Below are 22035 nucleotides of genomic sequence, written 5' to 3'. Positions count from 1 at the left end.
TCCTTTTTTGTATGTTTGTTTCTCTAGTTAACGAACAAAAAAACTGAAAACGTCAATGGAAATCCGATCAAAAAGCCCCATCCGATCTGCTGTTTATGGCGAAAAGGAACCTTCCGGACGATCCAGGACAATAAATGGGCGACGATCACAAAGGCAAACACCCATATCAATTGCCCGACGACGAACACAAATAAATAGGCAAGGATCGATTCTTTATTCAGCAAAAGGGATATCCCGAATCCAAAGGTCAAGGTTAAAAAGGTGAGTCCGATCAGTATATAGGGTAGCCACCACCTTCTTGACTTGAGAGCGAATAACACTCCAAGAAAAACATTCCCTACGAGGATAAGGTTTACTAAGAAGTCTGGGTTCATGTATATCTACCTTCTCTTTCTAGAATTGTTGCACATACCATTGTACCCTTTGTAGATCGGATAAAACGCGGTAAGTTTTTACATCCTGACAAGAAAATGTACATTGTGCCCCTTTCCTTTAAACCTGTTAATTTTTGTATTCCCCCTTGCTCATTGACTATGTTACAGTGAATAAAAAGCATGTCTCGCAATGTGCCACTAAGAAGGGTGATTAAATGTATATCGTACATTCAACATTTGCAGTGCCTGACGAGAAGGCAGAGGAAGTCATATCAATCTATCATTCCCGTTCAGGTCTGGTAGACGAAGCAAAAGGATTTCAGAGGTTTCTCCTGCTGCAAAATGAGAAAAAACCGGGAGAGATCACGGTCCATATGGAGTGGGATACAAAAGAATACTTCATGAAATGGGTACAAAGTGAAGACTATAAGCGAATTCATGATTTGGAAAAGAAATACCCGGATCAGGAACTGGCATCCATCATTCCTTCCATTGACAGGTACAAAGTGGTGGCGTACTGATGGAAAATAAGTATAAAAGTGTAATAGATGAAGCCGTTGTGAAATTGTACGATCGTTACCCGGAATTGGATGAAAAGTACGGAGAAGCTGGACGGAAGAAATGCTATGAAGATAACATTCATCATTTCAACTATCTGGAGTCTGCCGCCGATGTAGGCGAATCGAAGGTGTTTTCCGATTATGCCCTCTGGCTGAACAGCGTGCTAGTGAGCAGGGGCATGAAATCTGATCATCTCATCGATAATTTCAACTGTATCATGGAATCCCTCGAAGAAACCGGTGTTGAAAAAGGGGAAGCCTTCAAGCTTTATCTAAAACAGGCCATCGAGGCAATCCAGTCCGCAGACAGGGAAGAACCCACCTCATCCTGAACGTAAAAAGCATCGGCTAAGTCGATGCTTTTTTTCATAGAGAAGGACGGACCTCCAACCATTTCATTCTCCTTATCCATTTATGGTACAATCAGTAGAGTCTTAAAAAGGAATTCGCAAAGGAAGATATACGTGAGTAAAAAAGCACCTGTTCAGAAAAATGATTATATAGATGAAGCCGTATTTGAAGATTTGACCCATGACGGAAATGGGGTCACCAAGGTCGACGGATATCCATTATTCGTCCCCAATGCCCTGCCCGGGGAAGAAGGCAGGGTCAAAGTCGTGAAAACAAGTAAAGGCTACGGGTTCGGCCGATTGTCGGAACGTACGAAAGAAAGCCCGTTTCGTCAGGAACCCCCATGCCCGATCTACAGGGAATGCGGAGGCTGCCAGATCCAGCATATGACGTATGAAGGCCAGCTGGCAGCTAAAGAGAAGAACGTAAGGGACGTGATGCAGCGGATCGGAAAGCTTCATGACGTAAGCGTGCACCCGGTCCTCGGAATGGAAGAACCGTGGCGCTACCGCAATAAAGCCCAGGTTCCCGTTGGGGAGAAGGATGGACGGTTTGTAGCAGGATTCTATCAAAAGCGCAGTCATGAAATCATCGATATGGACAAATGCATCATTCAATACGAAAAAAATGATGAAGTGATCCAGCATGTGAAGGATATATGTGAAAAGTTGGAGGTCCGTCCCTATGATGAGAAGAATCATAAAGGGACTCTCCGCCATATTATGACCCGGACGGCGTATACGACGGGTGAGGTGATGGTGGTATTGGTTACGCGTACGCCTGAGCTGCCACACAAGAAGGCGATAGTCGAAGCGCTTATTCAAAATATTGAAGGGTTGAAGTCAATCGTTCATAACGTGAACCCTAAAAAAACAAACGTGATCATGGGCGATACGACCCGCATTTTATGGGGAGAAGAAGTGATCCATGATTATATCGGCGACGTGAAGTTCGCGATATCAGCAAGATCCTTCTATCAGGTGAACCCAGAGCAGACGAAGGTACTCTATGACAAAGCGTTGGAGTATGCCGATTTGCAGGGAGAAGAAACGGTCATTGATGCGTACTGCGGGATCGGGACGATTTCTCTATTCCTTGCCCAGAAAGCCAAGAAGGTGTACGGAGTTGAAATTGTTCCTCAGGCGATTGAAGACGCAAAGCAGAATGCCCAGTTGAACGGTATGACGAATGTGGAATTCAAAGCGGGACCTGCGGAAGTCGTCATCCCCGATTGGTATAAAGAAGGAATCAAAGCAGATGTCCTTGTCGTGGATCCACCGAGAAAGGGCTGCGATGAAGCACTTCTGAATACAATCCTTTCCATGAAGCCGAAGCGGGTAGTCTATGTATCCTGCAACCCGGCAACCCTTGCCCGTGACCTTAGAATATTGGAAGACGGCGGGTATAAAACAACGGAAGTGCAGCCGGTCGATATGTTTCCACAGACGATGCACTGTGAAGCCGTTGCGAAGATCGAGTTAGTTGAATAAAAAGTGAGGGATGATGGCCAATGTATCTTACCATCAAAGAAACAGCCGAGTATCTGTCCCTGCCTGAATCGTATATTAAAAACCTCGTGCAGCAAAAGAAGATACGGGCAGTCCATGACGGAGAACAATATTTATTATTCAGGGATCAATTCAATCAGCATATCGAGCAAATGGAAAAAATGAAGCGACAGCTCGCAGAATATCTAAGTGAACCGATTCCTGAAGATATCGATGTGAAGGATGAAGACTAGTCCTGGACGAATCCAGAAATTTTCTTAAGAAATGGAGAATACAATGAACGGACAACAGCGTTCCAATATTAAACCGGGTCTTGAAGTGGACATCGTCCTGAAAAAAGACCAGCGAACAGATAAACTGACTCGGGGAATTGTAAAAGACATTTTAACGAATTCCCCGAATCACCCCCACGGCATCAAAGTCCGATTGGCAGATGGACAGGTCGGCCGGGTGAAGAATATTATCCAGAAATAAGAGGCCTGAGCGGTCTCTTTTTTCTATGTCTTGAAAAGTGATGTACCAGGTACAATTTAAAGGGAATGTACCAGGTACAAGATAATCAGCTGACACAAAAAGACCTCAGATCCATGCAAGGGACCTGAGGTCTTTCCATTTTTGCTTAACTAAACAACTGAGGAATGCCTTGGACCAATGAGTATATTCCCATATAAGACATGGCCACGACGATCAGCACACCGAATACGGTCATCCAGATCGGGTGCTTGTAGTCACCGACGATTTTTGCTTTATGTGCGGCAATCAGCATGACACCGAGGGCGATCGGCAGGATCAATCCATTGAGGGACCCGACCAGGATCAAGATGGCAACCGGTTTACCGACAATCACGAAAACAAGTGTTGAAATCGCAATGAAACCGACGATCAGCCACTTATGATATTTCTCGAGGAGCGGACTGAACGTACGGATGAAGGAGACCGACGTATAGGCTGCACCGACAACGGAGGAAACAGCGGCAGACCACATGACGATTCCGAACATTTTGTACCCGATATCACCTGCAGCCAGCTGGAATACGGACGCAGGGGGATTCTTGGGATCTAATGAAAACCCTTGTGCCACGATCCCCAACGCGGCAAGGAATAGAAAGATCCGCATGATGGATGCAATACCGATGGCTGATACGGAGCTTTTCGTGATCTCAGGAAGTGCTTTTTTTCCTGTTATCCCGGCTTCTAACAAGCGATGCCCCCCTGCAAAGGTGATGTATCCACCGACGGTCCCGCCAACCAGGGTGATAATGGCGAGAAAATCAATGGTGTCGGGAGCGAATGTTTTCGTTACGGCTTCGCCGACAGGCGGATTCGCAGTAAACATGACATATACTGTAAGGATGATCATTAATAATCCCAGGATTTGAGCGAATTTGTCCATTAATCTGCCCGCTTCCTTTACCAGGAAGATCCCGACAGCGACAATTCCGCTGAATAAGGCACCCATTTCAGGGGAAATGCCAAACAGGACATTCGTACCGAGTCCCGCACCGGCAATATTTCCGATGTTAAAGGCAAGGCCACCTGCCACGATGAGGATGGCAAGGAAATACCCTAATCCAGGAAGGACATCATTTGCGATGTCCTGAGCCCTTTTTTCAGAAATGGCGATAATGCGCCAAATATTAAGCTGGGCACCAATATCGATAAGGATGGAAATTAAAATGACGAATCCAAAGCTTGCGGCAAGCTTTTCAGTAAAGACTGTTGTTTGAGTCAGGAAGCCCGGTCCGATGGCGGAGGTCGCCATCAGGAACGCTGCTCCCAGTAATAAGCTGAAATTCGATTTTTTCTTCAAGGGGTTCTCTCCTTTGTCGTCGTTTGGATTAAGAGTTGAATTTCAAGGCGATTCCTTGCTTTAAATGGTTTAATTGACGCTCGCGATCTATGTATAGCTCCTGAGCCTTTTCATGGGAGATCCTGGTGAATGTAATGTCTTCTCCCGGTTTCGCTTGAGCAATAAGGGGAAGATCCACGGATGCAATGTACCCCATTCTCGGATAGCCTCCCGTCGTCTGCCGGTCAGCCAACAGAACGATCGGCTGACCATTCGACGGAACCTGAATCGTTCCAAACGCCACCGCTTCTGATATCATATCGAACTCCTCATCCAGCTGGAGGGACGGACCTTCAAGGCGGTATCCCATCCGGTCTGACTGGGAGGATACTTTAAATGGCCGGTTGAAAAATTGCTCACGACTCTCTTCGGAAAATAATTCATACTCCGTTCCAGGGATCACTCGAATGGCTTTCTTTTGATGATAGGACGAAATGAATTCAGATGAAATCGACCAATCAATTTCCGTGAAGTCACTCTTCTCCACATAGGGAAGTAAATAATCGATCATATTGGCAGATTCTTTGTTGAGCTTTCCTGCTTCAAGGGTGTCGCCCGCCTGAAGGGGGCGACCTTCGAATCCTCCGATTCCCGCCCTCACATATGTGGATCTGCTGTTCATGACTTTTTCGACGTTAAAGCCTCCGGCAATCGCCAGGTAACTGCGGCAGCCATTCGTGCATGCCCCGAACTTCAGGACGCTTCCTGCTTTGATCAAAAGGGATCTTCTTAAAGGAACGGGTTTCCCCTCAATGGTTGGAGAAAGGTCTCCCCCGCAAATCGAGATAAGGGTTGTTTCCTTGAATTCAAGGACAGGTCCCATCAGGGTGATTTCAAGGGCTGCCTCGTCCACATCGTTGCCGACGAGCAGGTTCGCGATTTTGTGGGCGAGGGGATCCATGCTCCCGCTCACGATGACGCCATATTTTTGGTAACCGTACCTTCCTAAGTCCTGAATGGTCGTCAGGAGGCCCGGTTTGATTATATTAATCATTGTTCCTCCTCCAATGCTTTATATTCTTCAAGTGAAATCGATGTGAAGCGGATTCGGTCCCCGGCTTTCAGTAAGCTTGGTGACTCGGCGTTATCAGGTTGGAACAGTTTTAAGGGTGTACGGCCGATCAGCTGCCATCCACCTGGTGTTTCGATGGGGTATACCCCTGTTTGTTCCCCGGCTATCCCAACTGAGCCTGCCGGTATTTTCAGGCGAGGGGACTCTCTTCTCGGCGTCGCGATTTCCGGAGACATGCCGCCAATATAAGGGAAGCCGGGTGCGAAGCCGATCATGTATACGAGATAGTCACCGTTCATGTGTTTCGTGATGACTTCTTCAGTGGATAGTTGATGGTGGTTTGCTACTTCTTCAAGGTCAGGTCCGAATTCTCCTCCGTAGCATACGGGGATGTCGATGATTCTTGCTTTTCCTTTTTCTTCAGTTTTCAGTTGGGAGAGCATGTGTTCAATTTCAGAACAGACGACCGTGTAGGGAAGTGTGTTTTGAAAGGGTTTGTGAGATTCGATGATTTTGATTGGATCGTAATAGAGTGTGACGGTTGTAAAGGCCGGGATGAATTCTATCAGCCAGTCGAATGATTGGTTTTCGATTATGTTTGTTACCGCTTTCACCAGGTCGTGCGTTTCTTGCTGGATTGAGCTGCCTAATTGGATGACGACGGCGTGGTCGCCTAATGGGCGTAACGTATAATTCAAGGAATGACCTCCATTCATGGTTGTATGTTTATAGAAAATAAAAAGTAAATATGTATGAGTGGCCGCGCAAATAAGATTATTCAGAAAGTTTGGCCATGTTGTTATTATAGTATAATTCTTTGTGTTTTCAATAAAAGCTTGGGAATTAGGTGTGTGAATAAGGAAGATTAAGACTTTGCGCCTAATGGTACTGGAGTAGTTTATTGGCTTATTCGAGTGAAACGTTCGTTTCACTCGCCTTTCAGCTTATGCTGAAAGGGCGGGTAGAGAAGGGCACCCGATAGGAGCAAATGAATTTGTTCTTTCGGTTGCCCTTCTCTACCCGGAATAAGCCAAAAAACAGTTAAGATTTATTTTCCCTATAATAATGAATGTGGTCCATTTGTTACTATTTGCATTCTGTTAAAAACTTACACATTTCCGTTGTTTTATTTCGTATCGCAATTGTGGTTTATGTGCTATTATTTAGTAATCCGAAATAATATCCTCATCTGCTGGTGGGGTTTGATAGATGGGAAGGGAGGTTTTTTTATGAAGGTGAAGGATCCTTTATGGACGAGGTCTTTTATTATGTTGATGGTGGGGAATTTGTTTGTGTTTATGTCGTTTCAGATGTTGATTCCGACGCTTCCTCCTTATATTAAGTCGATTGGGGCTTCAGGGCTTGAGATTGGACTGGTGACGACGCTGTTTTCAATCGGGGCCGTGTTAAGCCGGCCGTTCATTGGGTTTATGTTGGAATACAGGGACAGGAAGCCCCTTGTCTTGGTAGGGGTGATCTCGTTACTCGCCATAACGGTGATTTATCCATTGTCGAGTGTCGTATTCATCTTTCTTTTATTCCGTTTCGTACATGGACTCGCATGGGGATGGTCCACAACGGTTAATGGGACGGCAGCCGTCGATGTGGTGCCTAAATCCCGTTTAGGAGAAGGGATGGGGTATTACGGATTGTCGATTACGATCGGAATGATCATCGCTCCGAGTCTCGGAATCTATTTATTCCAGGTGACGACCTTCACGAATCTTATCATCACCTCAAGTGTACTGGGTGTCATCGCGATCTTCCTATTGGGAATCGTTCATTATCAGACGCCTAAAGTGGTGAAAGAAACGAAGAAAGAAGACTTGAAGTTTTCCTATCTTGGTTCATTAGTCGAGAAATCCAGCTGGTTCCCTGCTTTCATTACGATCATGGTGACCTTTGGGTATGGATCGATCGTTACATTCATCGTCATTTTTGGGGAAGAACGCGGAATACAGCATATCTTCCTGTTCTACTTATGTAATGCGATCATGGCGTCCCTTTCAAGACCGATTGCAGGAAAGTGGTTTGATGAACGGGGACCAAAGGGACTTGTGCTATTCTGTATCGTCGTGACGTTTATCGGCATGTGGGCACTGTCTTTCGCTCATTCTGATTTGCTGATCGTCGTATCCGGTCTTCTTTTCGGAGTTGGATTCGGCTCCCTGATTCCGACTCTTCAATCCTGGACATTATCCATGACGCCGGATCACAGGCGTGGAGTGGCGAACGGTATGTTCTTCTCTTCCATCGACCTTGGAATCGGGTTGAGCGGCTTAGTATTCGGGGTACTCGCTCAGTATGTCGAGACGGGTGTACTATTCCAAATTTCCAGCCTGTTCTTACTCATTGCCCTTGTAGTGGCGATTCTTGAAGGCAGAAAACAAAAAAAGCTTGTCCATCAGACTTCCGCATAGTTTGATGGGAGAATAATAGTGGTAAGTATAAAGGACTATCTGTTTTGAAAGTGCATCAAAGCCTTTCGTAATGGATAGTCCTTTCTTCTGTAATGGAAGTGATTCCATTGAATCACGGCAGAAAGTATCAATCGGAAATTGAAAAGGAAATGAAATTTTATCCCACTGAAATTCTGTTAGAATGATAGAAATAGACAAGTCTGTGAGGTTTCCGGCGAAGGAAGGCCCACATATAACGGAGGACATTATGACAGAAGAAAAATTACTAATGGAGAAGTCATTTTATCGAACTTTTTTAGTAGATCAGGACACGAACCGTCATCCAATAGAAGTACTTGGAGGAGCATTTGTCGAAGAACAGCAAAATGAACCATATGATTTAACCTACATCCGCTATGCCCAAGGAGAGGTTTATTTTCATAGCAGGGACTATGAAGCGGCCATCTTCAAATGGGAAAGTATCCTGAACGAACTGGAACCATGGGCTAAGAAGAACATTGCGGATTCTTACTACGAGCTTGGGATGCTGTCATCAGCCGAGGATGTATACACTGCCATCCAAACCGAAAGTACGATATTGACCATGGAGGTGTCCCTGCAGCTATTTTCCCTTTACATCGAGAGGAACAAGATCCAATCGGCCTATCAGACAATTGAGAAAGCTTTGTCGATCGAACCGGATTATCCAAATGTGACTGAACTTGCAAGGGCTTTTTATGAGGAGCAGGGGGACTGGAATAAAGCCGTGGAACTGGCGGTGAAGGAATCGATTCGAACGAGGGAACCTGCATGGTTCATGGTTTTGAGAGAGTATGCTGATGAAGGTTACACAAGGTCATTTGCTCCGGATTATTACTATGATCTGTTAATCACCGTGTACGAAAAAGACCGTAAACAATTCAAGAATCTCGTATCTGCACTCTGGACGAGTTACAGAAGCCACTCGGCTGCCCATATCGAATGGATGCTGACAGTGAATACGATCTTTGAATACGTGGAGATCCTTCCGAACGAATCATGGCAGGAAATCCTTTCCCACTTTAAAGAGGCATATATCGGGTTCCTTGAAGGTGACTACCTTGTGAAAGACCTTGAAGGCTTCATGCCGAGTATGCTGACAAATTGGTTGAAGGTGAGCAGGGATCAGCAGCCATTATTTCCGGCAGCAGCCGTTTTGGCATGGAACGATGTCTTTTCCTACAGCATCGAACCAATGGTGACGGAAGAAGCGGAAATGATTCTGTTAGAGGAGAATTCCTATCAGGCGAGATTTGATGACATCATCCTCTTCTTGAATAAAATCATCGAGTGGTCTGAACGGAATGAGGCCCCTGTAGGTTACAAAACTCAGTGGATCGCAGAGCAGTTGATGGACCTGAGTGAACATCATCTATTGATTGCAGGAAGTGCATCAAGCGGTAAGTCTTCCTTCGTTCAATCCGTCTTGGGTGAAAGCGTGGGAGAAGCTGAAGATTCAACGATCATCTACAGCTATCATGATCAGCAGGTGGAAGTGAAGGAGATTCACGATCAAGGCGTTCACGAGGTGGAAAGCATCGCAGACTTCGAAGAGTTGATGCAGCGGGAAGCCTTTGTTGAGTATAAGCTTCCATCAGAGTTCCTTAAGAAAAATGGAACGGCCCTCATCGATGTTCAAACAGGTAAGAGGAAGCTTGATGATCTGACTGCCTTTTATCCTGCAGCCGACGGGTTATTGTACGTCCTGAATGCCGATGCCCCGTTCAATGCAGAAGACCGTCAGACCTTACGGAAATTAGCGGAAATCGGACAGCCTGTGAACGTACATTTCTTATTAAATAAGATGGATAAAGTATCCCACACAGAGAGAACGGAAGAAATCATTGAATCTGCACGGAACAAAGCCCGTGAATGGTTTCCAGATGCAGAAGTGCTGCCTTACTCATCCCTCGAAGCCGTTCATCTTCAGCGTAAAGATGTGGAAACGTTCCTCGGGGATCATTATCAGATGAAGAGCGGTACCCTTAAGGGAGAGCGAGGAAGCAAACTATTTTATTTAGTGAGAAAAACGTTAAGGGACCTCTACTCCAAACGTAAGAATCATGAAAAAGAGTTGAAAGAAAGTATTGAGAAAAATGAAGACATTCTCACACGTCTGAATGGATTTGAGAACTACTTGGGAGACATGCAAAGCGATAAGGTTTCCGTCATCAAGGATTCCTTCCATCAAAAGAAGGAAGCCATGAAGAAGGAAATCTCTGAGAAAATCCCTTCGATACTCAGCGGCTGCTCGGAATTGATCAGCGAAGAAAGTGATTTCAAACAAATCCACACAGAATTAAATGATGCAATGAACACAAGGATCCAGGAGTACATCCAGGACGATCTTATGCCTCGTTACGTCACGTCCCTTGAGGAATGGCTGGCCTTTTCAAAACAGGAACTGCAGGACAGTCAGGACTACTTGAATGAAATGAGTGAAACGTTTAACGGATTATTCGGGAAAGATAAAGTCGTTCTACAATGCGATTTCCAAGTGGTTGATGATTGGCGCAGGGACGTCAGCAGAATGGGAACCCGGGCGCAGATCGACAAAGAGAATATCCTTTTGCGGTTTAAACCTGCTCAGTTCCTCCTGAAAAGCGCAGGAAAGCTACTTGGCGTACTGCCGCAGAATAAGTCTTTATTATATAACCAGTACAAGCGTTATCTGGAGAATGAAGACTATCAGGATATTACGGAATCCGTTGTCCAGAAGTTCTTCCTTCAGTTTGATCTGTTTGAGAAATCCCTGCAGCAGGATGTTCATTCCTTCTTTGCGGAGCCTTTCAGGCAACTGAAGGTAACAATCAAGGATACGGAAGCGGAGATCGCATCCGACCAGGAATCATTGAAGAAAATGAAAGCAAATCCGGAACTATATTTTGATCCGATCACCCTGTTTGAAGTGAAACTTCTTCAGCATGAGTACATGGTGAAGGCCAGTTACAAGGCTTCACATCATTTTTCATAAAAGAAAAAGACTGATGCATTCCATGGGCCTTACCCTGGATTGCATCAGTCTTTTCTTTTGTTCAAAAATTACATGTGCAAAAAGCTGCTGTTTTCCTGAATGACATCGGCAATGATCCGTTCCAGGGAGTTTTCTGTATGGATGGTAGAGAAATCGAGTCCGAGGTGGATCGCTGTCTGGGCGACTTCAGGTCGGATACCCGTGATGACGGATCTCACTCCCAATAGATTCAAGGCATCGATGAGGTGGAAGATTTGCTGGGCCACCATGGTGTCCATCAACACGACACCGGACAAGTCGATGATCAGCATGGACAGATGGGCATCGGCACTCTGCTGAAGGGTTGATTCCATGATCATCCGTGCACGACTTGTATCAATATCCCCAATGATCGGTAGCAGCCCTACTTCCGAGGTTAAAGAAATGACAGGTGTGCTTAGTTCCTGAATCAATGTGGACTGAGCCTGCAGCCTGTTCATTAAGATCGCAAGGAATGTTGACGTGAACGTTTCCAGGACATAATCCAAAGCGAAATTAATCTTACGTTCCCACTCAAATACTTCCTTTAGCTGGATGTTGTATTCTGTTTCTTCCACGAACTTCTCAACATACGTCCAATATACCCTTCTGAAAACACCCGAATTCCGCACGACTTCATCAAGGGTGGTGCTTGATTTGCTGCGATCTCTTGCCGTTTCCTTCGTCCAGTTAGAAATCAATTCTTTTGATTCCTCATTTGAAAGTAATAGGCATCTTGCAATGACCTTTACATAATTGGAGTTTTGTTCTTTGACTTTATTCAGAACTTCAGGTGGAGAATCCAGAGAATAGTGCGATCCGGTTCTAATATTCTGAAATCTCAGCCAGTCTTCTGTGAAATCTAAGGCGTGGTCGGTTAAGTATTCATATAAATAAGACGAATGAGTATCCATAAACTCTCCCTTTGAAATTGGCTTCTTCTTCTATTTTGGAACCTATTGGGAAGGCTGTCAATGATTAAGGGTAAATCCATAATAAAAACTAGTAAATAATATACATCTTTTAGTCTTTGGAATAATCTTAAGCACCAAAAAGGAGCCTTGATGAGAAGGCTCCTTTTCTTAAGCAGATATTTTCGTTTGAACCATCGAATATAAATGCTTCCTTGCACGGTGAGAGCGGGTTTTCACTGTGGAAGGGGACAGGTTCAGCTTTGTGGCGATTTCGCTGTCACTGAGGTCTTCGGTGACTTTCAGTGTCATGACTTCCTGCTGAGTGAGCGGAAGATGCGTAATATGCTCCTGGATGCTGCTTCTGAGGAAGCGGGCATTGATTTCATCTTCGAGTGAGTGGTGATCCTCTATGGGATGCCATTCTTCCTGTTCTTCTATGCAGATTTCATTGCGCTTAGACCGTTGGCGGATGAGGTCGATGGCTGTACATTTTGCAATCGCAGTTAGCCATGTTTTAATTTTTGTCGGATCTTTAAGAGTATCGATTTTGATATAAGCTTTCATGAACGTTTCCTGGACGGCATCTTCTGATAAATGAACGTCCTTCGTTACGTTATAAGCGATGTGATAGATCAACCGATGAAATCGTTCATACATCTCCTCAAAGTTTAGAGGAGATGAGGATGTATTTAGTGTGTCCATAAGGTCACCTCGACTTTCTATAATCAATCTTTCAGTTCTCTTTTGATAAAGGAAGGGGCATCTTCCTTTTGTAACCCCAGAGATTGGATGGATCCGTGTTTTTTGTACTTGATGGTGACGGTATACGCACTATTCATATGATCGTATACGAGCCCATCCATAATGGATTCGATCTGTTCTGCATCTTTCACTTCAATTCCCTTGTTTTCTTTCTTTAACTGGAGGACCGCCTCTTCCACGGGTTGAGAGAAAGGATCGATGTAATCGACCGGCTGCGTCACATACATCCATTCAATATCAGATGCCGTCATCTTAAGGTCTTTTAAGTATCCTTTATCCTGAAGCCATGCAATAAACTTCTTATCGTTCTTCTTAACGCCGGTGTTTGCCCAATGATCCTTGGATAATAGGAATTCCACATTATAAAGATTGATTTTGTCACGGTTCTCAAAGGAATCATCGTACGTTTCTTCTTTTAGGATATCGATGGCTTCCTTGATATCTTCGGGGTCTGCTATGGTGATGGCAGGTTTATTCCCCATCTCGTTATAAATGGTGAGTTTGTCGACTACATCTGAGTCAACACTATAAAGTTGATCGGTTTTCTCCTTATAATTCTTCATTTCATAAAGAGAAGCATATTGAGATCTTACATCTTCTATATTAATCTGGTAGTTCCTGACGACCTTGCTTCCGTCTTTCATCTTGTAATAGAGAAATATCTGCTCATTTTTCTCATCTGCTCTATTCTTAGAATCCTGATGATCCACAATCGCTTCATGAAGATTCCGGACGGCTTCAATCGCTTCCGGGTCTGTCATAAAAGGGTCTTTTATCAGGTTTTCAGGATTGTCCGTCAGGGAGTAATAGCTCTGACTGACATGAACCTTTTCTATATCTGCCAATTCGGGTACCTTCTCTTCATATTGAAACAGATCGAAGTGAATGATAAATCCCAGGATAACAATGAGGGTTGCAAATCCTGCATACCCCTTCCATTGACGGAATACTCGCCAATGCTTCTGTAAGACCATCTCACCGATGTAGTAACCAATCAGGGAACCAAAGAAATAGCCGAATATGGTCCAGCCTGGGGACTGGTAAATTCCATTGAAGTACATTCCACCGAGCAGCATGAAGCAGAATGAGACGCCGTATTTAAATAACGGCCTCAAGAACGGGTACACAATCGCCTGAGAGGCAGCCTCCACTTTTCTCATTTTGTATAACACGTATGAGAAACCATAGAATACGAGAGTGATCAGGATGAATAACAAGACATCTGTACCGGACAGGAGATCGTTCTCAAGGTACACCGTTTTGATAAGCGGGGAGTATTTCTCGATTTGAACATTGAAGAAATAGTCCTCAGGAAATCCGAATAAAAGATTTTTCAAACTGTAGCATACGAGCATAAACATTCCTGCGGGCAATAGGAGCAGGATATACGTCAGTGCACCTTGAACAGCGGTCAGCCCCGTTATCATGGCAACGAAGGTAGAGGCTGTGAACAGGAGAACGCTCATGAGGATCGTAATGCCGCACCAGACAAAAATATCCTGAACCCCTATATATTGCTGAAGATCCGTGAATGAATTAAGGGAAAGTAATATCACGGTATTCAGTACAACCGGAATGATGAGAATCCCAAACCCCGTTCCGGTAAAATGGAAAAATAACTTACGGCGGGTGATCGGGAGGCTGTGCATGAAGTCTCCAGCTTGTTTCACATGTAAATAACGAAATAGGAACAAGGAAAGAATGACCGGAATGATCAGCAACAATCCCATTTGGATCGGGTATTGCATTTTAAATAGATTTTCATAAATCGCAATCGGGTAGGTTTGATTATCCTTGGATAATTGCCCGATGATGTCGACGGGTAAAGAAAAGAGAAGGCCGATAAAGTAGACAATGCCGACCCATCCAACATTCCGCAGGCTTTGAACAATGATTTCTTTATTGATCCATGATGTTTTGGATGGCATATCCGACGTCCTCCATTTCATAAACGAAAATTTCTTCCAGTGTCAGGGGCAATAAGTCAAATATGACCGGATGGTAGGACTGAATCAAGCTCCTCACCCGTTCCTCATCACCGCGGACGATACAGAGGGACACACTTCCCCTCATTTCTTTGTGCAGAATTTCGAGATCACTGAAAAGCTGCCCGGGAACGTTCCCCTTGAATGCCAGCTGTACTTTGTGAATGCCGGACTTTAAATCATCAAGTTCCTTCTCAAGCAAAAATCTCCCTTGATGCAGAATCCCGATATGATCACAAATGTCCTCCACTTCCCGGAGATTGTGAGACGAGATGATGAAGGTCATGTCCCGATTGGCAACTTCTGAAATCAGTACGCTTTTGGCTTTTTTCCTGACAACGGGATCAAGGCCATCCATCGGTTCATCCAGGATCAGCACATCGGGTTGAGTGGCCAGTGCCAGGATGAAAGCCGCCTGCCGCTGAACACCTTTAGAAAATTTATGAAGATTCTTATGAGGGTCGATCCCGAATGATTTGCTCAATGATTGAAACCGATCCTCATCCCAACGGTTATAAGTGTTCTGATAAAAACGGGCCATTTGAGTCAATGAATAATGAGCAAAGAAAAATGGTTGATCAGGGATGAAAAACAACGTTTCTTTCGTTGGGATATTTTCATAGACGGGCTCGGCGTTTACTGACACCTCTCCGCTATCAGGCTTCAATACGCCTGCAATGATCTTTAACAAAGTGGTCTTTCCTGCACCATTCGATCCGAGCAGACCATAGATCGACCCCTTTTGAACAGAGAAAGAGATATCATGTATGATTTCTGTGCCTTCAAATGCTTTGTTAATGGATTTAATCTCTATCATCAGTTTGATTACCCCCAACCGTTGCCTCGATTTCTGCAATCATCTGCTTTAAGTCTTCCGTGGTAATCCCTAAATAAAGGGCCTCAGACAAAAGTTTAGACAACTCTTCTTTTACTTTCATGATTTTCTCCGCGTTTTGAATGTGACTTGAAGGATTAACAAAGCTACCCCGTCCTTTCACAGAATAAATGAACCTTTGAGATTCCAGTTCCCTGTAGGCTTTTTGGATTGTGTTTGGATTTATGGTGAGCTGCTGTGCCAGGGCACGAACGGAAGGCAATTGTTCGTCCGGCTTCAGCACTTCATTGATCATCAACTCTTTTAACTTTTCGACTAATTGTTCATAGATGGGCTTACGACTTCTTAAATCAAGCTCAAACATATCCACCCTCCCGACTGTGTGTAGTGTACTATGTGTCTTAATACAGTTAAAGTATATAACAAGTTCTGCCAGTTTGGGAAGAGGGGAAATGAAATATTTTTTAAAGGACCAAGTTTACTGATATTCCGTATGCATCTGACCATAAAATGGAATTTATGTTAGCATATAGGCATATCTAAAGAAAAAAGGGGATTGTTATGGACGGACGCGAACCAATTTTATCGATAAGGGGTTTGAAGAAGAGGTTTGGCAGTAAGGAAGTGTTGAAAGGTGTACAACTGGATGTATATGAAGGGCAGATCATCGGCTATATCGGTCCGAATGGTGCCGGGAAAAGTACGACGGTCAAGATCATCCTGGGCCTTGAAGAAGGGTATTCGGGGCAGGTGACACTCTTCGGTGAAGATATATCTGATAGTTCCGTAGAATATAAGAAACGGATCGGCTATGTACCTGAGGTGGCGGATCTTTATGATAACCTGACGGCGGAAGAGTACCTCACATTCATGGGGGAACTATACGGAATGGAACCAAAAAAGGCGGAGGAGAAAGCGGAGAGGCTCATCGGATTGTTTGGACTTTCCGACGTGTATGAATCAAGGATCGCATCTTATTCAAAAGGGATGAAGCAGAAGATCCTGATCATCTCGAGTTTATTACATAATCCCGATGTTTTATTTTTGGATGAGCCCATCAATGGCCTGGATGCCAATTCAGTGATGATTTTTAAAGAATTGCTCGCACAACTTGCTGCACAGGGAAAGACAATATTCTATTCGTCTCACATCATGGATGTGGTTGAAAAAATCAGTAACCGCATCGTCCTTTTACATAACGGACAAATCGTGGCGGATGGCAGTTTTGAAGAATTGAAGAATCAGAATATGGAAGGATCCCTGGAGGAAATCTTCAACCAATTAACCGGGTTCAATGAGCATAAAGAAACGGCAGCGGAAATTGTTTCTGTTGTGCAAGAGGTGTAAGAATGAAGGAATTTCGTACACTTTTGTTTCTGGATTGGTTTCAAGGGTTGTTTACAAGACTAGGATTTGACTACCGGTTGTTGAGAAGAATACTTCAAGTCAAGCTGACGATGGATCAAAGACGTGTGCCTACGATATTCCAACAGCAAGGAAGGAAGAAAGGGAAGGATGAAAATCGTTTTATTAAATCCCTCTGGGTGTATGCACTGTTTGGATTATTCGTCATTCCTTTCATTGTGATGGGAGATCAATATATCTTTCAGATGAGCATCACCTTTACTGTGCTCATTTTTATCGTCATGACGTCGATGATTTCTGATTTCTCCGTCGTCATTCTGGACATCCGGGATCATACCATTCTCTTTACCAAGCCTGTTGAAAGGAAGACCATCAGCTTGGCTAAGTCGCTTCACGTGTTTATTTATCTGTTCTTCCTGACGGGTTCACTGACCGCCATTCCATTGGTCGTAGGGTTGATCAACCAAGGTCTTGTCTTCTTCTTTATTTTCCTGGCAGGGATCACCCTGATGAACATCTTCATCGTCGTATTTACGGCTATGCTTTATTATTTTATCCTCCAATATTTTGATGGGGAGAAGTTGAAGGACATCATCAACTACGTGCAGATCGGATTATCCATCGGACTTGCAGTGGGATACCAGGTTGTGGCGCGTTCCTTTGAATTTGTGGATTTGACGGTTTCTTTTACACCGGATTGGTGGAATATCTTTCTGCCTCCCATCTGGTTCGGAGCTCCATTTGAATGGTTCCTGAACGGTAATCATCAGTCAATCATCCTGATTCTTTCATGTACCGCGGTACTGATTCCATTCCTTGCTCTTATTGTTTACGTGAAAGCATTGCCGACCTTTGAGAAGAATCTTCAGAAATTATCTTCCCATGGCGGTAAGAAGAAGAAAGCCCATTTCCACTTCGGGGATGGTCTCATGAAGGTATTGTCCAAGTCGAACGAAGAGCGGGCATTTTACCGGTTCGCCCATTACATGATGAAAAATGAAAGGGAATTTAAGTTGAAGGTGTATCCCGCTCTCGGGTTTGCCATCATCATGCCGTTCATTTTCATCTTCAATGGATTGATGGATGGGACAAGGGAAGATCTCCTGACTTCAAGCATGTACCTATCGATCTATTCGAGCTTCATCGTCATACCGACAGTCGTGATGATGCTCAGTTATTCAGGAAAATACAAGGGATCCTGGGTGTACAGAGTGGCACCCGTCTCGAGCCGGGCGTCCATCTACAAAGGGACATTGAAGGCATTTCTTATGAAATTGTTCCTTCCCCTATATGCCATCATAAGCATTGTCTTTATCTTCCTGTTTGGTTTCCGGGTGATTCCTGAGATCATCATCGTTTTTATCAGCGCCTGTATCTTTACCGTGATCTGTCTGGGATTAATGAGGGGAACGCTGCCTTTTTCCGAAAGCTTTGAAGGTGTTCAGCAAAGTGACAGCTGGAAGGTGTTGCCGTTCTACCTCATTGTAGGTGTGTTCTTTGGCCTGCATTTCCTGGCCCTTCAGATTCCGTTCGGTATACCGGGCTATCTTATCGTTTTATTCCTCCTCAACCTGATTTTATGGAAAACAGCCATTAGGGATGAATAGGAATGACGTCTCTGTCTTATAAGGCAGGGGCGTTTTTTGTATATCCTACAGGTAAGGATGGAAAGTATAAACAATACAAACACCATTTGAAGCGAATGACATATATATAGAAAAATGATGGGCTCTGGTAAATAGGTAGTATGACATTTCCTTTGACAAAGAAAGTTTCCTTGATGCAAGATGGTAGTATTCAAAATGTTTGATCGGAGGAGAGTGGTTCGTATGTTCATAGACTGGTTAAGTGGATTTAATCCAACGATGCAGGCACTGTTCGGCGGTCTGGTGACATGGGGGCTGACGGCCCTTGGAGCAGCCACCGTTTTTTTCTTTACGAAAATTGAAAAACATACGCTGAACATGATGCTCGGGTTTGCTGCAGGAGTCATGATTGCAGCATCGTTCTGGTCGCTGCTTGCCCCTTCAATAGAGTTCAGTGAGCAAAACGGTCAGATTCCCTGGCTTGCCCCTGCGATTGGATTTTTACTTGGCGGCATATTTATTAGACTTTTAGATTTTGTCGTACCGCATTTACACTTGGGGAATGAATCGGAGAAAGCGGAAGGACCCCCAACCAAATTCAAAAAATCGACCTTGTTGTTCCTGGCGATTACCCTCCATAATATTCCTGAAGGCCTCGCCATCGGTGTTGCCTTTGGTGCTGCGTCACTTGGTCTTGGGGATGCAACGTTAGTGGGAGCCATAGGCCTTGCCATCGGAATCGGGATTCAGAATATGCCTGAAGGGGCCGCTCTTTCCATTCCGTTAAGGGGAGATGGGATGTCCCGTTTGAAGTCTTTCCATTACGGTCAGCTATCGGCCATCGTAGAGCCGATAGCCGCTGTGATTGGTGCCGCTGCCGTACTGATGGTGCAGCCTCTTCTGCCATACGCCCTTGCTTTCGCAGCAGGAGCGATGATATTCGTCGTCGTCGAAGAACTGATCCCTGAATCACAATCTTCTGGCAGTACGGACTTGGCTACATTGGGACTGATGCTCGGTTTCGTCGTAATGATGATTCTGGACGTTTCCCTGGGATGATTGAAAAAAGGCATGCGTCCAAAGCGCATGCCTTTTCTCTTCCAAAAAACTAGTATAATGAAATGGGGAGGGGATGTGTATGAGAATCGGCCTCATAAGGCATTTTAAAGTAACAAGGGGTTACCCGGCTTCATATGTAACAAGTAACGAGCTGATGAAGTGGGTGGAAGAGTATGATGCCTCAGATGTAGAAGGAAATGAAGTTGACCTTAAAGATATTGACTGGAAAGGCTGCTATTCCAGTGACTTATCAAGGGCACGGATAACAGCCGAAACGGTTTATGAAGGAGAAATCACATTTTTAAAGGAACTGAGGGAAATCAGGTTATCTCCTATATTCCGTTCGGAGAGGAAGCTTCCGCTCATTCTTCATTTGACATTTATCAGGATGGCCTGGTGGCTCAACCATCGCTCCCAGCCTGAAAGTAAGCGTGAAATTGAAGAGAGGATCCGGGTGGTGGTCGATAGGGTCGTGCAGGAAGGGAAAGATGTCCTCATCGTAGGCCATGGGGGAATCATGATATTTATGAGAAAAGAACTGCGGAAGCGGGGATTTACCGGACCGTCGTTCAGGAGACCCTCCAACGGAAAGGTGTATGTATATCAAGATCGGACAGGGTGATCACTTACCCAAATAATCCGTTAATCCAGAAGGGAGACCGTAAAATGGAAGAAGTCCATTCATTACATGCCATCCATGAAATGCTGGAAGCTGAGAAGGTAGTACTGCTATACATATCAAGGCCCGGTTGTTCTGTTTGTCACGCACTCCTGCCACAGGTGGAAGGGGTGTTGACAGAATTCAAAACTGTAAAATCCATCCATGCTGATGCAGAAGAAATCCCGGAGATAGCCGGTGAATATTCCATCTTCACCGTGCCCGTCATCATCGTATTTGTAGATGGTAAAGAAATGTTCAGAAAAGCACGCTTCGTACCAATCGACGAACTCCATAGCCAAATCTCCCGCCTTACGGAGATGTTAGACAACTAAACAAACGTTTGATTAGTAAGTGGAAACGTTGGTGTGACTGGGCTGGATGGATTAAACAGTTGTTTAGGATGTTAAATATCAGAGCTCAAATAAATGTAAATGGCAGGCTGGATTTTAATTCCATATAACTCTTGAAACTTAGAAAGAGCTGCTAAAATGGGTATTTTGACTCACCTCATTGAAGTAGCTCTTTTGTCATGGTTCAGAGAATAGGTATATAATAGAGAGTATAAGAGTATAGTAGTTATGAGAAATTAAAGGGGGCTTGGTGAATGATCAGATTGTCCAGGACAAAGAAAGTCATGTTACTCTGTTTCGCAATCATCCTCATAATAGTAGCCAACCGGATTTCCTCTGTGCAACATTTAACGGCAAGAGTCGCCACCAACCTGTATGTGAGCCTGAAATATCAGGATCTTGACCTTGAATACCAAAACGTCGAATTCTCACCACAGTTCGGAGATTATTCTGTAGCATATAAGGACAAAGATGGAAAAGTATATGGATTCATGGTCACCCCTAAGTCAATGCCCGTCATCATCCTTCATGATCCTCTGAGTGAGACACCTTAAGAAAAAGTCCCTATGATGCTTTTCAAATATCATTCTTCATGTATAATAATCCTTAACAACTTTATAAACGGTACCACAAGGGGAGCGAAAGCTGAGAGTGAACAATCTGTTCTGACCCTCTGAACCTGTTAGTTAGGACTAGCGTAGGGATGTGGAAAATAGGCATCATCGTGCTTATTTCGATTATTTCATTCTCCCTCCCTATGGTTTCGTTTTATTACATAAGGAGGATTTTTTTATGAAAAACACCCGACTTGTCGTATTGCTCGAGGCTTCATTGATGGCGGCTTTTGCGGTCATCCTTGATATGCTGCCTTCTATTAAGCTATCACCTAGTATTTCAATTTCGATAGCAATGGTTCCAATCTTTCTCTTATCCTATCGAAGGGGCTGGAAAGCAGGGTCTTTAGGGGGCTTTTTGTGGGGAATCCTGCAGATTGCCCTCGGTGACGCCTGGATTGCGACGCCGGTCCAAATGGTGATTGAGTATTTCATCGCCTTTGCCTTTATTGGTTTTGCAGGGGTTTTTGCCGGGAAGATACAGGCTGCGTTGGGAAGCGGACTGCGATCCAAAGCAATCGTGTGGGTCGTAATAGCGACATTCGCAGGAAGCCTGGCCCGCTATTTCTGGCATTTCATCGCCGGTTTCGTGTTTTTTGCCGAGTATGCACCGGATGAAATGTCCCCGCTGCTATTCTCATTCATCATGAACGGGATCACCATGCTGGGTTCGGCACTTTTATGCTCCATAGTACTGGTGTTCATAGCAAATATGGCGCCAAGATTGATCAAAGTGAAGTCCCATCAACAGGAAATAAGCCGAAAGGCCTCTTAAAATCTATCAACCGGTCCTTTAATGGGGTCGGTTTTTTCTATCCAG

Annotated in this window: 23 protein-coding genes and 1 riboswitch; of the genes, 14 read left to right on the top strand and 9 right to left on the bottom strand. The window is 44.5% G+C overall.

Features of this window, described 5'->3' with window-relative positions; all coding sequences use genetic code 11:
- Positions 1–23: 23 nt before the first annotated feature.
- Complete coding sequence (locus AM506_RS05990; protein ID WP_060671575.1) at positions 24–374, bottom strand: hypothetical protein; 351 nt, start codon at positions 372–374, stop codon at positions 24–26.
- A gap of 215 nt (positions 375–589) precedes the next feature.
- Here AM506_RS05990 and AM506_RS05985 point away from each other — a divergent pair, with 215 nt between their 5' ends.
- From AM506_RS05985 to AM506_RS05965, 5 genes are all read left to right on the top strand, one after another.
- A complete protein-coding gene (locus tag AM506_RS05985) occupies positions 590–895 on the top strand; it encodes an antibiotic biosynthesis monooxygenase family protein (RefSeq protein ID WP_060671574.1) in 306 nt (101 codons plus the stop codon).
- On the top strand, positions 895–1266 hold the full coding sequence (locus AM506_RS05980) for a hypothetical protein (RefSeq protein ID WP_060671573.1): 372 nt from the start codon (positions 895–897) through the stop codon (positions 1264–1266). The genes AM506_RS05985 and AM506_RS05980 overlap by 1 nt, the downstream gene beginning before the upstream one ends.
- A gap of 132 nt (positions 1267–1398) precedes the next feature.
- A complete protein-coding gene (gene rlmD, locus AM506_RS05975; RefSeq protein WP_060671572.1) occupies positions 1399–2775 on the top strand; it encodes a 23S rRNA (uracil(1939)-C(5))-methyltransferase RlmD in 1377 nt (458 codons plus the stop codon).
- 20 nt (positions 2776–2795) lie between these two features.
- Complete coding sequence (locus tag AM506_RS05970; RefSeq protein ID WP_060671571.1) at positions 2796–3026, top strand: excisionase family DNA-binding protein; 231 nt, start codon at positions 2796–2798, stop codon at positions 3024–3026.
- A gap of 43 nt (positions 3027–3069) precedes the next feature.
- Positions 3070–3267: a YwbE family protein gene (locus AM506_RS05965; protein ID WP_060671570.1), complete on the top strand. Its 198-nt coding sequence runs from the start codon at positions 3070–3072 to the stop codon at positions 3265–3267.
- A 145-nt stretch (positions 3268–3412) separates the two neighbouring features.
- Here AM506_RS05965 and AM506_RS05960 read toward each other — a convergent pair whose 3' ends face one another.
- The 3 genes from AM506_RS05960 to pxpB form a co-directional block, all read right to left on the bottom strand.
- Complete coding sequence (locus AM506_RS05960) at positions 3413–4555, bottom strand: NRAMP family divalent metal transporter (protein ID WP_440480343.1); 1143 nt, start codon at positions 4553–4555, stop codon at positions 3413–3415.
- A 76-nt stretch (positions 4556–4631) separates the two neighbouring features.
- The gene (locus AM506_RS05955; RefSeq protein WP_060671568.1) at positions 4632–5636 is read right to left on the bottom strand and encodes a biotin-dependent carboxyltransferase family protein; all 1005 of its coding nucleotides are present in this window, start codon (positions 5634–5636) and stop codon (positions 4632–4634) included.
- A complete protein-coding gene (pxpB, locus tag AM506_RS05950) occupies positions 5633–6352 on the bottom strand; it encodes a 5-oxoprolinase subunit PxpB (RefSeq protein WP_327205520.1) in 720 nt (239 codons plus the stop codon). The genes AM506_RS05955 and pxpB overlap by 4 nt, the downstream gene beginning before the upstream one ends.
- Before the next feature lie 531 nt (positions 6353–6883).
- Between pxpB and AM506_RS05945 the strand changes: the two genes are divergently transcribed.
- A complete protein-coding gene (locus tag AM506_RS05945; protein ID WP_060671566.1) occupies positions 6884–8074 on the top strand; it encodes an MFS transporter in 1191 nt (396 codons plus the stop codon).
- Positions 8075–8321: 247 nt separating this feature from the next.
- Positions 8322–11066, top strand: coding sequence for a hypothetical protein (locus AM506_RS05940; RefSeq protein ID WP_060671565.1), 2745 nt, complete (start codon positions 8322–8324; stop codon positions 11064–11066).
- A 68-nt stretch (positions 11067–11134) separates the two neighbouring features.
- Here the strand turns inward: AM506_RS05940 and AM506_RS23370 are convergent, their stop codons facing one another.
- The 5 genes from AM506_RS23370 to AM506_RS05915 form a co-directional block, all read right to left on the bottom strand.
- Entirely contained in the window at positions 11135–11998 is an 864-nt protein-coding gene (locus AM506_RS23370; protein WP_060671564.1) for an STAS domain-containing protein, read from the bottom strand.
- Positions 11999–12166: 168 nt separating this feature from the next.
- Positions 12167–12700: an RNA polymerase sigma factor gene (locus AM506_RS05930; RefSeq protein ID WP_152968536.1), complete on the bottom strand. Its 534-nt coding sequence runs from the start codon at positions 12698–12700 to the stop codon at positions 12167–12169.
- A 23-nt stretch (positions 12701–12723) separates the two neighbouring features.
- Complete coding sequence (locus tag AM506_RS05925) at positions 12724–14688, bottom strand: DUF6449 domain-containing protein (protein ID WP_060671562.1); 1965 nt, start codon at positions 14686–14688, stop codon at positions 12724–12726.
- Entirely contained in the window at positions 14660–15562 is a 903-nt protein-coding gene (locus AM506_RS05920; protein WP_060671561.1) for an ABC transporter ATP-binding protein, read from the bottom strand. Before AM506_RS05920 ends, AM506_RS05925 begins: the two co-directional genes overlap by 29 nt.
- A complete protein-coding gene (locus AM506_RS05915) occupies positions 15549–15944 on the bottom strand; it encodes a GntR family transcriptional regulator (RefSeq protein ID WP_060671560.1) in 396 nt (131 codons plus the stop codon). Before AM506_RS05915 ends, AM506_RS05920 begins: the two co-directional genes overlap by 14 nt.
- Before the next feature lie 197 nt (positions 15945–16141).
- Here AM506_RS05915 and AM506_RS05910 point away from each other — a divergent pair, with 197 nt between their 5' ends.
- The 7 genes from AM506_RS05910 (at position 16142) to thiT (ending at position 21990) form a co-directional block, all read left to right on the top strand.
- Positions 16142–16927: an ABC transporter ATP-binding protein gene (locus tag AM506_RS05910; protein ID WP_060671559.1), complete on the top strand. Its 786-nt coding sequence runs from the start codon at positions 16142–16144 to the stop codon at positions 16925–16927.
- Between the two features lie 2 nt (positions 16928–16929).
- Positions 16930–18552 carry a hypothetical protein gene (locus tag AM506_RS05905; protein ID WP_060671558.1) on the top strand — a complete coding sequence of 541 codons (1623 nt, stop codon included), beginning with the start codon at positions 16930–16932 and terminating at the stop codon, positions 18550–18552.
- A 222-nt stretch (positions 18553–18774) separates the two neighbouring features.
- Positions 18775–19590 carry a ZIP family metal transporter gene (locus AM506_RS05900; RefSeq protein ID WP_060671557.1) on the top strand — a complete coding sequence of 272 codons (816 nt, stop codon included), beginning with the start codon at positions 18775–18777 and terminating at the stop codon, positions 19588–19590.
- Between the two features lie 79 nt (positions 19591–19669).
- Positions 19670–20212 (top strand): histidine phosphatase family protein, encoded by a 543-nt coding sequence (locus AM506_RS05895; protein ID WP_060671556.1) that lies wholly within the window; start codon positions 19670–19672, stop codon positions 20210–20212.
- A 44-nt stretch (positions 20213–20256) separates the two neighbouring features.
- Positions 20257–20583, top strand: coding sequence for a thioredoxin family protein (locus AM506_RS05890; protein ID WP_060671555.1), 327 nt, complete (start codon positions 20257–20259; stop codon positions 20581–20583).
- 272 nt (positions 20584–20855) lie between these two features.
- Complete coding sequence (locus AM506_RS05885; RefSeq protein ID WP_060671554.1) at positions 20856–21155, top strand: hypothetical protein; 300 nt, start codon at positions 20856–20858, stop codon at positions 21153–21155.
- 68 nt (positions 21156–21223) lie between these two features.
- A riboswitch (TPP riboswitch) is annotated at positions 21224–21322 on the top strand.
- 71 nt (positions 21323–21393) lie between these two features.
- On the top strand, positions 21394–21990 hold the full coding sequence (thiT, locus tag AM506_RS05880; protein WP_060671553.1) for an energy-coupled thiamine transporter ThiT: 597 nt from the start codon (positions 21394–21396) through the stop codon (positions 21988–21990).
- Positions 21991–22035 lie beyond the last annotated feature (45 nt).

The sequence above is a fragment of the Rossellomorea vietnamensis genome (assembly GCF_001305855.1).
Taxonomy (GTDB): domain Bacteria; phylum Bacillota; class Bacilli; order Bacillales; family Bacillaceae_B; genus Rossellomorea; species Rossellomorea vietnamensis_A.
The sequence above is the reverse complement of the archived record's forward strand: the minus strand, read 5'-3'. Positions and strand labels throughout refer to the sequence as shown.